Here is a 12706-nt window from a genome sequence, read left to right on the forward strand (position 1 = left end):
GTTTCGTCCCGTGTTTCAGGGAACCTGCCCAGGACCGTCGCGAAGGCGTCCATCTAAAGACCACCGACGAACGCTTCCCGCTCGACCACCCCCGAAAGCCGCATCGGTCGCCGTACGTGCGCCCTCCCCGTGCCTTCAGGTGGGATCAGTATGGGGGCGGTCTGAAAGGGTGAGGATCAAATCGGGTCGAGAAAGTTTAGGGCTTTGAAATCGCTTAGCTTCGCTTCCTGAACGCCGAGCATCGACGCCTCAAAACCCTCTCCCAGAGGGAGAGGGTGAAAGAAAGCGCCTTCTCCGGAAACGCCCCTGACGTCATCCGCAAGCGGCGAGGTCGCGCCTTGACACGGCCAGACGCCAGAGCTCCGATCCCAAGGCTTCAAGGCGTGGCCCCCTCCGGGGCGGATGGAGGTCCGCATGGACGAACTACCGGCGGACTTCCACACGGCCGCCCCAGTCAGCGCCGCGGAGATCAACGCGGCGCAGATCGCGCTCGGCGTGGCGCTGCCTGGTGACTACCGTGCTTTCCTGGCGATCAGCGACGGCGGCGAGGGCTTTGTCGGGGAAAACTATCTGGTGCTCTGGCGCGTGGCCGAGCTGCATTCCTACAATCGAGACTGCGAGGTCGCGGAATACGCGCCCGGACTCGTGGGATTTGGCACGAACGGCGCCGGTGAGCTGTTCGCGTTCGACACTCGGTTCGACCCGCCGCCCATCGTGATGGCGCCGATGATCGGGCTGAGCCATGACGATGCGTTCGTGGTCGCGGACGATTTTCTCGGCCTGCTGCGACGGATGAAGCAGGCCAATGGATCATTGTTCGACCCTCGGCCGGCCTGATCCTCGCCCTTGGGCCGGCTATCGGTCGCCGCCCCCGAACCGCTCGAACGTCTCGGCGATCACCTGGCGCGTGACGTCCCACTCGACCATGGCCAGCGCCTCGTCCAGCGACACGAAACGCGCTTCGGCGGCGTCGTCGCCGGCCACCGGCTCGCCGGAGATCCAGCGCGCGGCGTAGTCGATCATCACGTAGTGGCGGGTGGTCGCGCCGGTCTCTCGCGAGGTGAACAGGCCGTCGACCACGTCGACCAGGCCCAGCAGCTCGGCTTGGACACCCGTCTCCTCGGCCAGTTCGCGCAGGGCGGCGACCGGCGTCGTCTCGCCCCATTCCAGGCGGCCGCCGGGCAGGCTCCACTGGCCCAGGCGCGGCGGGGTGCCGCGTTTGATCAGCAGCACCCGGTCGCCACGCAGGCAGACGACGCCGACGGTGGGAACGGGGAACTCGGAGACGGGCGCGGAGGGCTGGACGGCGGGAACGGAAACCATGGCGGCGTCAGATACGCTCCGTTCGGGCCGCGTCAAGCGACTGGGACAGGCGCATGCGCCTGTCCCCATCATTGGTCACGGAAACCCCGCCTTCAGGTCCAGGCTCGAGCTCACCCCGACGTGGGTCAGGCAGTTCCCCAGCCAGTCGTCCGCCGCCTTGCGCCCACGATCGCGCAGATCGCTTAGGAAGCTCCACTCGGTGTCGAACTTGCTGCCCAGCGACAGGTCGGCCAGAGCCTTGTCGGCGGTGATGGCGTGCATCAGCATCCGCCGATAGCGGCCGCGGGCGTTGTCCTTCAGCAGGCCCTCGTCCAGCAGCTTCTGCACGAAGCCGATGGCCCGCAGCTCGCTGGCCAGGGCGGCGTTGAAGGTGATCTCGTTCAGCCGGTCCATGATCTCGCCCGGGGTCTTGGGCGTCTCCTCGCGGACGAACGGATTGAGGCTGACCAGCAGGATGTCGTCGGGGGTGTCGTCGTAGAACAGCGGCCACAGCGGCGGGTTCGCGAGAAAGCCGCCGTCCCAATAGGGCTCGCCGTCGATCTCCACCGCCTGGAACACCTGGGGCAGGCAGGCGCTGGCCATGATGTGGCGGGCGGTCAGCTCGGTCTCGCGGAACACCTTGGACTTGCTGGTCCGCACCTGGGTGGCGGCGATGTACAGCTTGATCGGCGAGCGCTCGCGCAGGGCCTTGAAGTCGATCTCGCCTTCCAGGGCGTCGTGCAGCGGGTTCAGGTTGAACGGGTTGAACTCGTAGGGGCTCATCGACAGGGCGAAGGTCTCGGCCATCCGCCAGCCGGGCGTGTTCTTCAGCCAGTCGGTCCCGCCGGAAAAGGCGTTGGTCCAGATGCTGGTGTCGCCGAACACGTTGCGGCCGCCGTTGCGGTTGACCTGTTTCCAGAAGCGCTCGAGCCGGGCCTTGGCCCCGTCTCGCCCGCCGTCGATCAGGCCCTGGGCCAGGCACACGGCGTTCATCGCTCCGGCCGAGGCGGCGGTCACCGCCAGGATCTCGATGTCCTCTTCCTCGAGCAGGCGGTCGAGCACGCCCCACTCGAACGCCCCGTGCGAGCCGCCGCCCTGCAGGGCCAGCGAGATCGGCTTGGGGCCAGGGGCCTTCTTCTTGAACGGACCGATGGGCATGGATGGCTCCGTCACACGACCGGGGACATGCCCTTGCGGCGTGTCCCCATCAGAAAGCGCCGCGCCCGGTCAGGGGACACGCCGCAAGGGCATGTCCCCGGCCGCTACTGCGCGGTCCAGCCGCCGTCGATGCTGAAGGCCGAGCCGTTGGCCGAGGCCCCGGCGTCGGACACCAGGTACAGCAGCAGGCCGTTCAGCTGGTCGAAGGTGACGAACTGCTTGGTCGGCTGGGCGGCCAGGATCACGTCCTTCATCACGGCCTCTTCGCTGATGCCGCGCGCCTTGGCCTGGTCGACGATCTGGGCCTCGACCAGCGGGGTCTTCACGAAGCCCGGGCAGATGGCGTTGCAGGTGATCCCGAAGGTGGCCAGTTCCAGCGCCGCGGTCTTGGTCAGGCCCAGTATGCCGTGCTTGGCCGCCACATAGGCGGCCTTGAACGGCGAGGCGACCAGGCCGTGGGCCGAGGCGATGTTGACGATCCGCCCGCGCCCCTGCTCCTTCATGATCGGGATCGCCGCGCGCGTGGCGTGGAAGGCCGACGACAGGTTGATGGCGATGATCAGGTCCCACTGGTCGACCGGGAAGTCCTCGATCGGGGCCACGTGCTGGACGCCGGCGTTGTTGACCAGGATGTCCAGCTCGCCGAACTCGGCCTTGGCGGCCTTGACCATGTCGGCGATCTGGCCCGGCTTGGTCATGTCGGCGCCGTTGTAGAGCACCTCGACGCCGTGCTTCTCGGCCAGTTCGGCGCGGGTCTTCTCGATGGCGGTCATCTCGCCCAGGCCGTTGAGGACGATGTTGACGCCCTGGGCCGCCAGGGCGTCGGCCATGGCGTGGCCGATGCCGCTGGTCGAGCCGGTCACGATCGCGACCTGACCCTGCAAACCGAAATCCACGGCCATCGCACGCTCCTTGGCTCGCCGCCCAATTGCTGCATCGCAGCATATAGCTCGCTCTTGCGATGAGCGAGCGTTTATAAATTCATCGGTAGATGAAATTATGGCTGGAGGCGAGCGAAAACCCAGTCGGCCGGCGTGGAAAGGTCGGCGCGGTACTTGTAGCCATCGAGATCAAAGCCCTGCAGGTCGGCCGCCTTGTCGATGCGGTTGTCGATGGCGAAGCGGGCCATGCGGCCGCGGGCCTTCTTGGCGAAGAAGCCCAGCACCCGCAGCGTATTGCCCTTCTCTTCCTTGAAGTGGCAGGTGACGGTCGGCAGCTTCAGGGCCTTGGCGTCGACGGCCCCGAAATATTCCTGGCTGGCCAGGTTCACCAGGGTCGGGTCGGCATGGTCCTTGGCGGCGGCGTTCAGGGTCTTGGAAATGGTCTCGCCCCAGAAGTCATAGAGGTTAGAGCCCTTCTTGGTCTTCAGCCGCGTGCCCATCTCCAGGCGATAGGCCTGCAGGGCGTCCAGCGGCCGCAGCACGCCGTACAGGCCCGACAGGATCCGCAGGTGGTCCTGGGTCCAATCCAGGGCCGGACGGTCGAGTTCTCTTGCGTTGAGGCCGGCATAGACGTCGCCGTTGAAGGCGATGACGGCCTGCAGCCCTTCCTCGACCTGCGAGTCGAAGGCCTGGAACCGGGCGTGGTTCAGCTCGGCCAGGTTTTCGGAGATGTGCATCAGCCGGCGCAGGTCTGCCTTGGACAGCTTGCGCGTCACCTTGGCCAGCTCGGCGATCTGCGGCTTCAGCTCGGGCGTGGTGAGCGGCAGCACCTGATCGGGGGCGGTGAAGTCCAGCGACTTGGCGGGGGAGATGACCATCAACATGGCGGTGCAGATAGAGGCTTGGAAGGGCCACGGCTAGTGTGGCGCTGGACAATGGCGCCGCTCGCCGCGATGTTGCGCGCCCTTTCTTCGGACCACGCTCCATGCCCCAGCTCCTTGGCCTGATCGCCGCCCTCATCTGCCCGCTGGTGATGTTCGTCGCCCTGTTCCTGGTGATCCGCACCCCGAACCTGAAGTGGCGCCTGGCCTGGGCGGTGCTGTGCTTCGTCGGGATCGGAGCGTTCTGGATGCGGGCGGCGGACGGCGCGTGGGGCTTCGTTCCGGCGGCGATCAACGTGCTCGGGCCCGGCCAGCAGCCCGGCTACTTCAAGGCCACGGTCCCGGTCGGGGCCCTGGTCTCGATGTTCATCTGCATCAGCGTCCGCAGGGCCCGTCTTCAGGCGGCGCAGCGCCGTCAGGACGATCCCTCCTAAGAACGACCGGCCTAGAACAACACGCGCGGGTTCATGATCCGCTGGGGATCCAGGGCGGCGCGGACGGCGCGCAGGGCTTCGACCTCGACGGCGCTCTTGTAGCGCAGGGCCTCGACCGACTTCATCGCCCCCAGGCCGTGCTCGGCGCTGATCGAGCCGTCCATCGACGCGACGATGTCGTGGACGATCCGCGCGCCCTCGTCGCGCAGGGCGTCGTGGGGGTGGTCCGCAGCGCCGTCGGCCCGCAGGACGTCGTAGTGCACGTTGCCGTCGCCGACATGGCCGAAGGCCACGACCCGGACGCCGGGCGAGAACCCTTCCATCGCCGCCGTGGCCTGGTCGATGAACTCGGCGACCTTCGACACGGGCACCGAGACGTCGTGCTTCCAGGCCGCGCCCTCGGGCTTCTGGCCGCCCGATTGGTTCTCGCGCACCGCCCAGAAGGCGTGGGCCTGGGCCTGCGTCTGGGCGATGGCCGCGTCCTGGATCAGGCCGGTCTCCAGCGCGCCGGCCAGCAGCCGCTCCATGGCCGCCTCGGCCGCGCCGGGCTCGCCCGAGGCGGTCTCGATCAGCACGTACCAGGGATGCACGGCCTCCAGCGGCTCGCGCAGGCCCGGTATGTGCTTGAGCGCGAAAGCGACACCCAAGCGGCTCATCAGCTCGAAGGCCTCGACGGCCCCGCCGGTCTCATCCTTGGCCTTGGCCAGCAGGGCGATGGCGTCGTGCGGCGTCGCCACGGCGGCGACGGCTACGCAGCGCGACGCCAGCAGCGGATAGAGCTTGAGGCTGGCGGCGGTGATGATCCCCAGCGTGCCCTCGGCCCCTATCAGCAGATGCTTGAGGTCGTAGCCGGTGTTGTCCTTGCGCAGGCGCTTGAGACCGTTCCAGACCTCGCCGTTGGGCAGCACCGCCTCGATCCCCAGGATCTGGTCGCGCATGACGCCGTAGCGCAGCACAGCCGTCCCGCCGGCGTTGGTCGAGGCCAGGCCGCCGATCGTGCACGAGCCCTCCGAGGCCAGGCTCAGCGGGAAGCGGCGGTTGACGCTCAGGGCGACCTCGTGGGCCTTGGCCAGGGTGACGCCGGCCTCCAGCACCATGACGTCGTCGAAGGCGTCGACGTCGCGCACGGCGGTCAGCTTCTCGGTGGAAAGCAGGATCTCGCCTTGCGGGATCTGGCCGGCGACCAGGCCGGTGTTGCCGCCCTGCGGGGTGATCGCCACGCCCTCGGCGGCGCAGATGCCGACCACCGCCGAGACCTGAGCCGTCGAGCGCGGCAGAGCCAGCAGCGGGGTTTCGCCCGACCACCGCCCGCGCCACTCCTGCAGCTTGGGCGCCAGCCGGTCGGGATCCTGGCTCCACCCGCCCTCGCCGAGCACGGCTTTCAGACGGGACAGGGTGTCGGCGGGAACGGGCTTGGTCATGGGCGCGGAGGATACGCTTCCGAGCCGCCGGAGCATAGTATATACTCGGTATATACCGGAGGCCGTCATGGGCATCTTCATCAAGAACCCCGAGACCGAACGCGTTGTCCGCGAAGTCGCGGCGCTGCGAGGGGAGACGATCACGGGGGTGATCGATGCTCTCGCACGCGAAGCGCTGGAGCGCGAACAGCCCAAGCCGCACAGAAAGCGGACTCTGGAAGAGATGCGCGCGGCCACGGCGGAATTCCGACGCGCCACCGGTTTGGACCAGGAACCAAAGCCTCTGCGCCCGGTCACCAAAGCCGACTGGGATGCGCTCTGGCCGACCGGCATTCCCGAGATCGATGACGCATGACCCTGGCTGTCGATGCTTCGGCCCTGGTCGCGATCGCCCGCAACGAGCCGGGCTACGAAACCCTCGAGGCGGCCTTGTCCAAGGCCGAAGCGGCTTTCGCGACGCCGATCAACATCATGGAAGCTGGCCTTGTCCTGGTGTTGCGCGAGGCCCGGTTCACGACCGACGGCTTTCGCGCCTGGCTCGAAGCTCAGAACGTGCTTGAAACCAAAATCGTGAGCGCGGAGACCGCGCTCGACGCCTATCTTCGCTGGGGCAAGGGCGTGCATCGCGCCGGACTGAACATGGGCGATTGCTTCGCCTACGCCCTCGCCAAGACCCTTGATGCGCCGCTGCTCTACAAAGGCGACGACTTTCCGCTGACCGACGTCAGATCGGCGCTGGACGCCTAGCCCGCCGCCGGGTCGGGCATGCCGCGCACGTCGCGCCAGTATTCCTCGCGGACGTCGTCGTCGATCACCGGGGGATCGCCCGCGCCCTTGTAGAGACGGTCGTCGCCGGCCTTGCGGGCCTTGGCGATCCAGAAGGGCTGGCCGGTTTCGGTGTCGCTGAAATTGGCCTTCAGACCCGAGTTGCGCAGCGCCTCGAACGTGCGGCCCCCGTAGTAGAGGGTCTCTCCGGTCTTGGAGAGGCGGACACGCCCGATGCGCGCCGGACCGTTGAGGCCCTTGGACTTGTCTTCAAGGTACATGATGCGGAATTTCATCGGCCCTTATCCCACGAACCCGGCCGCCCGTCTCAGGCGGTCGTTGATCGCCTCGCCCAGGCCTTCGTCGGGGATCGGGGCGACGGCGATGCCGGCGGGCTCCGTCCGGTCGGCGGCGCGGAGGAAGGCGAACAGGTTCGCGGCGGCTTCCGCCAGGTCGCCCGTCGGGCTGAGGTTGAAGACCCCCACCCCCTCCGGCCAGGGCCCAAAGGCCAGGAACGCCTCGCCGGCCTCGGGCGCGGCCGCCTCGATGCGCACGGGAGCGTCCGGCGCGTAGTGCAGGGCCAGGCGGCCGGGCGAGCGCTTGGCGTCGTCGTCGGCCTGCGCCAGCGGACCGACCACGGCCTCCAGCTGGGCGCGGGTCACGGCGCCGGGGCGCAGCAGGCGGACCGGACCGTCGAGCACGGCGACGACGGTGCTTTCCAGGCCCACCTCGCAGGGCCCGCCGTCCAGGGCGGCGGCGGCCTTGTCGCCGGTCTCGGCGAAGGCGTCGGCGAAGGTGGTGGGGCTGGGCCGGCCCGAGCGGTTGGCCGAGGGCGCGACCACCGGCCCGCCGAACGCGGCCAGCACGGCGCGCGACAGCGGATGGCCGGGCACGCGGATGGCCACGGTGTCGAGTCCGGCTCGGGCCAGGTCGCAGACGGCGGCCGTGTCGCGGACCGGGGCGACGATGGTCAGAGGCCCAGGCCAGAAGGCGGCGGCCAGGGCCTGGGCGCGGTCGTCGAAGGCGGCGATGCGCGCCGCCGTCTCGGCGTCATGGACGTGGGCGATCAGCGGGTTGAAGCGCGGCCGGCCCTTGGCCTCGAAGATCGCCGCCACGGCCGCGGGGTTCGAGGCGTCGGCGCCCAGGCCGTAGACGGTTTCGGTCGGCAGCAGCACGAGCCCGCCGTCGCGAAGGGCGCGCCCAGCCTTCTCGACTTGAGCGGCCGTTACTTCTTCTTGGCCGTGATGGCGAAGCTGACCTTCACCTTGCCGCCGATCTGATCCGTAGACGCCCATTCACCCTGTCCAACCCCGAACGCGGTCCGGTCCAGGGTGGTTACACCGCGCGCCGTGGCCGTGTCGCCGTCGATCTTCAGGGTGAAAGGCAGGCTGACCGGCTTCTTGACGCCGCGCAGGTCCAGCGTGCCGTCGGCCACGAACTTGCCTTCGCCGGTCTTGCGGAACTTGCTGGCCGTGAAGGTGGCCTTGGGATGGGTCGCCGTGTCGAAGAAATCCCCGCTGGGCAGGCTTGAGTCGCGCTGGTCGTCGCCGGTGGCGGCCGAGCCCATGTCGATGCTGACCGTCAGCTTCGAGCGGTCCAGGGCCTCGGGCGAGAACAGGATGTCGGCGGTCCAGCGCTTGAACTGACCGTCGATGCTGTCGCCGGCCCAGGTGGCCGAGAAGTTCAGGGTCGAGCTCTTGGCCATGGTCCAGGCGACCGGGTCCTTCAGCGCGTTGTCCGGCTCGGCCGGCGCGGCGGTTTCCGACGGCGCGGCGGCGGCCGGAGTGGTCGCGGCGACGGGCGGCGGCGAGGCGGTCGGCGCCTCGACGACTTCGGCCGGGGCGGCGGGTGCGGGCGCGGCGTGCTTCACAGCCGGCTTGTAGAGGTAGCCCGCCGCGACCACGGCGATCAGGCCGGCGGCGGCCAGCCAGGCGCGCGGCTCCAGCCAGCCCGGACGGGCGCCCGGCGCCATGTGGCCCAGCACCTCGTCGCGGTCGAGGATCTGGTGCTTGGCCACCGCGCCCAGGTGCAGGGCCAGCAGCAGGTAGGTGGTCTTGACCAGCAGGCCGTGGCCGTTCTCGCCGATCTCGTGCCACAGGTGCTTGGGACCGGCCGCCAGCTCGGGCAGGAACGGCAGGTGCGGCCAGGGGATCGCGCCGTACAGCACCGTCGGGATGGTCAGCTTGCTGGTCGAGACGATGATCCAGCCCGTGATCGGCAGGCCGATCATGATCACGTAGAACGCCACGTGCACGACCTGCGAGGCGATCGTCTCCCAGCGCGGCTGGGTGGCCGGATGCGGCGGCGGGCGGTGGGTCAGCCGCCAGGCCAGGCGCGCCAGGCTGAGCAGCAGGATCGTGATGCCGATCGACTTGTGCAGCTGGAAGATGGCGTAGGTGGCCGGCCCCTTGGGCTCGTCGCCCATCCGCCAGCCCAGGATGATCTGGAACAGGATGGCGGCCGCGATCAGCCAGTGCAGGACAATGGCCACCGTGGTGTAGCGGGGAGGACGACCCGCCGCCGAGGCGGTCTCGATAGGCGTCTCGGCGGTCATGGTCGTCCTCGTCTCAAGCTTAAGTCCGGGTCCGAACAAGACGCCCGGACCGATGTCGTTTCCAAGGCCAAGCTAGGGCCTTGGAGCCTTACTTCTTCGGATTGAACTCGGCTTCGATCTCCAGGTCCACGTCGTCGCCGACCAGGCCCTTCAGGTGGGTGAAGCCGAAGTCCGAACGCTTGATCGTGCCGGTGGCCGAGAAGCCCATGATCTGCGAGCCGAACGGCGTCTTGGCGTAGCCGTTGTACTTGACGTCCAGGGTGACCGGCTTGGTCACGCCGCGGAACGTCAGGTCGCCCGTCAGCTTCCCCGGCTCGACCTTGGTCGAGACGAAGGTGATCTTCGGATACTGGGCGGCGTTGAAGAACTTCGGGTCCGTGCCGATTTCCTTGTTGAAGTCGGGAAGGCCGGTGTCGACGGCGGCGGCGTCGATGCTGATCGAAACCTTGGTGTCCAGCGGCTTGGCCGGGTTGTAGTCGTAGGACCCGTCGATCGCTTCGCGAGCGAAGCGGAAGGTGTAGTGCGAGGTGCCGAAGTGCGTGACCTTCATGGTCAGGCTGGCGTGCTTCTTGTCGATCGTCCAGGCGCCGGCCGGGGCCTGGGCCGGATCGGTGGCGGTGGCCTGGGCGGACGCGACGGCCGGCAGGACGGCGACGGGCGCGGCCAGGAGGGCGCCGACCAGAAGGGCGGAAGCGAAGCGGCGGTTCATGAGGGACAGTCTCCAAACTGTAATAGCAGCAGTTGCTGAACCCCCAACTTAGGAAGCTTGGCCCGGCGATGAAGGGACCGCGCTTCACGAAGCCGTGATCGGTTCGGCTTTGCATGCCGCGCCGCAGCATCTAAACGAAGTTCACTTGAGCCCGCCGCCAGATCGGACCGTCCCATGACCTACCGCGCGCCCGTCCGCGACCTCGCCTTCGCCCTGAAGCACGTGGCCGGCTTCGATCGCCTGGCGACGGCCTTCCCCGAGGCCGACGCCGACACCGTGGAGGCCGTGCTGCAGGCCGCGGGCGTGTTCGCCAGCGAGGTGCTGGCCCCGCTCAACCGGGCCGGCGACCTGGTCGGCGCCAAGCTGGAAAACGGCGTGGTCCGCGCCGCCCCCGGCTTCGCCGACGCCTATCGCCAGTTCGCCCAGGACGGCTGGACCAGCCTGGCGGCCGCGCCCGAGCACGGCGGCCAGGGCCTGCCCAAGACCCTGGAGGTCGCGGTCCTGGAAATGGTCCAGGCCGCCAACATGGCGTTCGGCCTGTGCCCGATGCTGAGCCTGGGGGCCATCGAGGCCCTGACCCATCATGGCTCCGACCGCCAGAAGGCTCTCTACCTGCCCCGGCTGGTGTCGGGCGAATGGACCGGGACCATGAACCTGACCGAACCCCAGGCCGGTTCGGACCTGGGCGCTCTGACCACGATGGCCACCCCGGACGGCGACGGCGGCTACACCCTGTCGGGCCAGAAGATCTTCATCACCTGGGGCGACCACGACGCCGCCGACAACATCCTGCACCTGGTGCTGGCCCGCACGCCCGACGCGCCTCCCGGCGTGAAGGGCATCTCGCTGTTCCTGGCCCCCAAACTCATGGTCGAAGAGAGCGGCGCCCTGGGCGCGGCCAACACCGTGCGGGTCGGCGGGCTGGAGCACAAGCTGGGCATCCACGGCTCGCCCACTTGCGTGATGCTGTACGAGGGCGCCAAGGCCGAGCTGGTCGGCCAACTGGGCTCGGGCCTGGCCCACATGTTCACGATGATGAACGCCGCGCGCCTGCAAGTCGGGGCCCAGGGCACGGCCATCGCCGAGCGGGCCTACCAGCAGGCGCTGGACTTCTCGCTGGAGCGCACCCAGGGACGCTCGGCCTGGACGGGCGCCCAGCCCTCGCGGCTGTACGACCATCCCGACATCCGCAAGACACTTGTGCTGATGAAGGCCAAGATCGAGGCGGCGCGCGGCATCTGCCTGTCGACCGCCGTCGCCGCCGACCTCTCGACCCACGCCGCCACCGAGGAAGAGCGCGCCACCGCCAAGCTGCGCGAGGAGCTGCTGACTCCGATCGCCAAGGCCTGGTCGACCGACGTCGGCGTCGAGGTCGCCTCGCAGGGCGTGCAGGTGCATGGCGGCATGGGCTTCATCGAGGAAACCGGCGCGGCGCAGCACTATCGCGACGCCCGCATCGCCCCGATCTACGAGGGCGCCAACGGCATCCAGGCCATCGACCTGATCGGCCGCAAGCTGGGCCTGTCGGAAGGCCAGGCGATCGGCGACCTGATGGACGACATGCGCGACACCCAGGAAGCTCTGGAAGCGGCCGGCGGCGATCTGGGCGGCGTGGCCCTGCGCTTCAAGGCGGCCCTGGACGCGGTCGGCTCGGCGACGGCCTGGCTGATCGAACGCCGGGTCCGGGCCATGCCCGACGCCCTGTCGGGGGCCACGGCCTATCTGAAGCTGCTGGGCGACACGGTCGGCGGCTGGATGCTGGCCAAGGGGGCGCTGGCCGAGCCCGTGGGCCTGCGGCTGGCTTTGGCGCGGGTCTATGGCGAGAACGTGCTGGCGACCGTGCCCGGGCAGGTGGCGGCGGTGACGGGCGGGTCGGCGGATCTGGAAGGGGTGACGCCGGATATGCTCGGCGCACACTGACTTGCCCCCACCTGACCGCTTCGCGGTCTGTCGCGGCGAGGGGGCGGAGGTCACCCTCTTCCCCCTATGGGGGAAGAGGGTCGCGAAGCGACCCGTAGGGGGCAAGTGATCGCCGCAACGAAAAAGGGCGGCTCCTCGCGGAGCCGCCCTTTCCTTATTCTCTGGGGCTGAACCCTACAGCTGACCCAGCATGTAGTCGGCCGACGAAACCTTGAATTCCCCGCCCTCTTCGACGTTCAGGGTCTCTACCACCCCGTCCTTGGCGATCAGCGAGTAGCGCTGCGAGCGCAGGCCCATGCCGAACTTGGAGCCGTCGAACTCCAGGCCGATGGCCCGGGTGAACTCGCCGTTGCCGTCGGCCAGCAGCAGCACTTCGTCGGTGATGCCCTGGTCGGCGCCCCAGGCCTTCATCACGAACAGGTCGTTGACCGAGACGCAGGCGATGGTGTCGACGCCCTTGGCCTTCAGGTCGGCGGCCTTCTCCTTGAAGCCCGGCAGGTGCTTGGCCGAGCAGGTCGGCGTGAAGGCGCCGGGGACGGCGAACAGGGCGACCGTCTTGCCCTTGAACAGATCGTCGGTCGTGACCGGGGCCGGGCCCTCGGCCGTGCTGGTCATGAAAGTCGCCGAAGGAAGCTTGTCGCCAACCTTGATCGCCATGTGCGGTGTCCCTGTCCGTTGCCT

15 protein-coding genes are annotated in these 12706 nt (G+C 68.7%); 5 read left to right on the plus strand and 10 right to left on the minus strand.

Annotated elements, in window-relative coordinates; genetic code table 11:
- Positions 1 to 414: 414 nt before the first annotated feature.
- Positions 415 to 837 carry an SMI1/KNR4 family protein gene (locus tag AC1DMQ_RS06420; RefSeq protein ID WP_477032718.1) on the plus strand — a complete coding sequence of 141 codons (423 nt, stop codon included), beginning with the start codon at positions 415 to 417 and terminating at the stop codon, positions 835 to 837.
- An 18-nt stretch (positions 838 to 855) separates the two neighbouring features.
- Here the strand turns inward: AC1DMQ_RS06420 and AC1DMQ_RS06425 are convergent, their stop codons facing one another.
- The 4 genes from AC1DMQ_RS06425 to yaaA form a co-directional block, all read right to left on the minus strand.
- Positions 856 to 1323, minus strand: a complete 468-nt coding sequence (locus AC1DMQ_RS06425; protein WP_477032719.1) for an NUDIX hydrolase — start codon at positions 1321 to 1323, stop codon at positions 856 to 858.
- 75 nt (positions 1324 to 1398) lie between these two features.
- Positions 1399 to 2460, minus strand: a complete 1062-nt coding sequence (locus AC1DMQ_RS06430) for a patatin-like phospholipase family protein (RefSeq protein ID WP_477032720.1) — start codon at positions 2458 to 2460, stop codon at positions 1399 to 1401.
- 104 nt (positions 2461 to 2564) lie between these two features.
- Positions 2565 to 3362: a 3-hydroxybutyrate dehydrogenase gene (locus AC1DMQ_RS06435; RefSeq protein ID WP_477032721.1), complete on the minus strand. Its 798-nt coding sequence runs from the start codon at positions 3360 to 3362 to the stop codon at positions 2565 to 2567.
- A 95-nt stretch (positions 3363 to 3457) separates the two neighbouring features.
- On the minus strand, positions 3458 to 4225 hold the full coding sequence (yaaA, locus tag AC1DMQ_RS06440) for a peroxide stress protein YaaA (RefSeq protein WP_477032722.1): 768 nt from the start codon (positions 4223 to 4225) through the stop codon (positions 3458 to 3460).
- A 101-nt stretch (positions 4226 to 4326) separates the two neighbouring features.
- Between yaaA and AC1DMQ_RS06445 the strand changes: the two genes are divergently transcribed.
- On the plus strand, positions 4327 to 4656 hold the full coding sequence (locus AC1DMQ_RS06445) for a hypothetical protein (protein ID WP_477032723.1): 330 nt from the start codon (positions 4327 to 4329) through the stop codon (positions 4654 to 4656).
- 11 nt (positions 4657 to 4667) lie between these two features.
- On the opposite strand, the gene AC1DMQ_RS06450 is transcribed toward AC1DMQ_RS06445, so the two are convergent.
- Complete coding sequence (locus tag AC1DMQ_RS06450) at positions 4668 to 6077, minus strand: FAD-binding oxidoreductase (protein WP_477032724.1); 1410 nt, start codon at positions 6075 to 6077, stop codon at positions 4668 to 4670.
- A 67-nt stretch (positions 6078 to 6144) separates the two neighbouring features.
- On the opposite strand from AC1DMQ_RS06450, the gene AC1DMQ_RS06455 reads away from it, so the two are divergent.
- Complete coding sequence (locus AC1DMQ_RS06455) at positions 6145 to 6432, plus strand: type II toxin-antitoxin system VapB family antitoxin (protein ID WP_477032725.1); 288 nt, start codon at positions 6145 to 6147, stop codon at positions 6430 to 6432.
- Complete coding sequence (locus AC1DMQ_RS06460) at positions 6429 to 6824, plus strand: type II toxin-antitoxin system VapC family toxin (RefSeq protein WP_477032726.1); 396 nt, start codon at positions 6429 to 6431, stop codon at positions 6822 to 6824. The genes AC1DMQ_RS06455 and AC1DMQ_RS06460 overlap by 4 nt, the downstream gene beginning before the upstream one ends.
- On the opposite strand, the gene AC1DMQ_RS06465 is transcribed toward AC1DMQ_RS06460, so the two are convergent.
- From AC1DMQ_RS06465 to AC1DMQ_RS06480, 4 genes are all read right to left on the minus strand, one after another.
- Positions 6821 to 7138, minus strand: a complete 318-nt coding sequence (locus AC1DMQ_RS06465; protein ID WP_477032727.1) for a 1-deoxy-D-xylulose-5-phosphate synthase — start codon at positions 7136 to 7138, stop codon at positions 6821 to 6823. The two genes, AC1DMQ_RS06460 and AC1DMQ_RS06465, sit on opposite strands and share 4 nt — an antisense overlap.
- 6 nt (positions 7139 to 7144) lie before the next feature.
- Complete coding sequence (locus AC1DMQ_RS06470) at positions 7145 to 8137, minus strand: L-threonylcarbamoyladenylate synthase (protein WP_477032728.1); 993 nt, start codon at positions 8135 to 8137, stop codon at positions 7145 to 7147.
- Positions 8068 to 9396 (minus strand): YceI family protein, encoded by a 1329-nt coding sequence (locus tag AC1DMQ_RS06475; protein ID WP_477032729.1) that lies wholly within the window; start codon positions 9394 to 9396, stop codon positions 8068 to 8070. The genes AC1DMQ_RS06470 and AC1DMQ_RS06475 overlap by 70 nt, the downstream gene beginning before the upstream one ends.
- 88 nt (positions 9397 to 9484) lie before the next feature.
- The gene (locus AC1DMQ_RS06480) at positions 9485 to 10105 is read right to left on the minus strand and encodes a YceI family protein (protein ID WP_477032730.1); all 621 of its coding nucleotides are present in this window, start codon (positions 10103 to 10105) and stop codon (positions 9485 to 9487) included.
- Between the two features lie 174 nt (positions 10106 to 10279).
- Between AC1DMQ_RS06480 and AC1DMQ_RS06485 the strand changes: the two genes are divergently transcribed.
- Positions 10280 to 12025, plus strand: coding sequence for an acyl-CoA dehydrogenase (locus AC1DMQ_RS06485; RefSeq protein ID WP_477032731.1), 1746 nt, complete (start codon positions 10280 to 10282; stop codon positions 12023 to 12025).
- A gap of 174 nt (positions 12026 to 12199) precedes the next feature.
- Here AC1DMQ_RS06485 and AC1DMQ_RS06490 read toward each other — a convergent pair whose 3' ends face one another.
- The gene (locus tag AC1DMQ_RS06490; protein ID WP_056435751.1) at positions 12200 to 12682 is read right to left on the minus strand and encodes a peroxiredoxin; all 483 of its coding nucleotides are present in this window, start codon (positions 12680 to 12682) and stop codon (positions 12200 to 12202) included.
- Between the last annotated feature and the right edge of the window lie 24 nt (positions 12683 to 12706).

It is taken from the genome of Caulobacter sp. 05L422 (genome assembly GCF_056397765.1).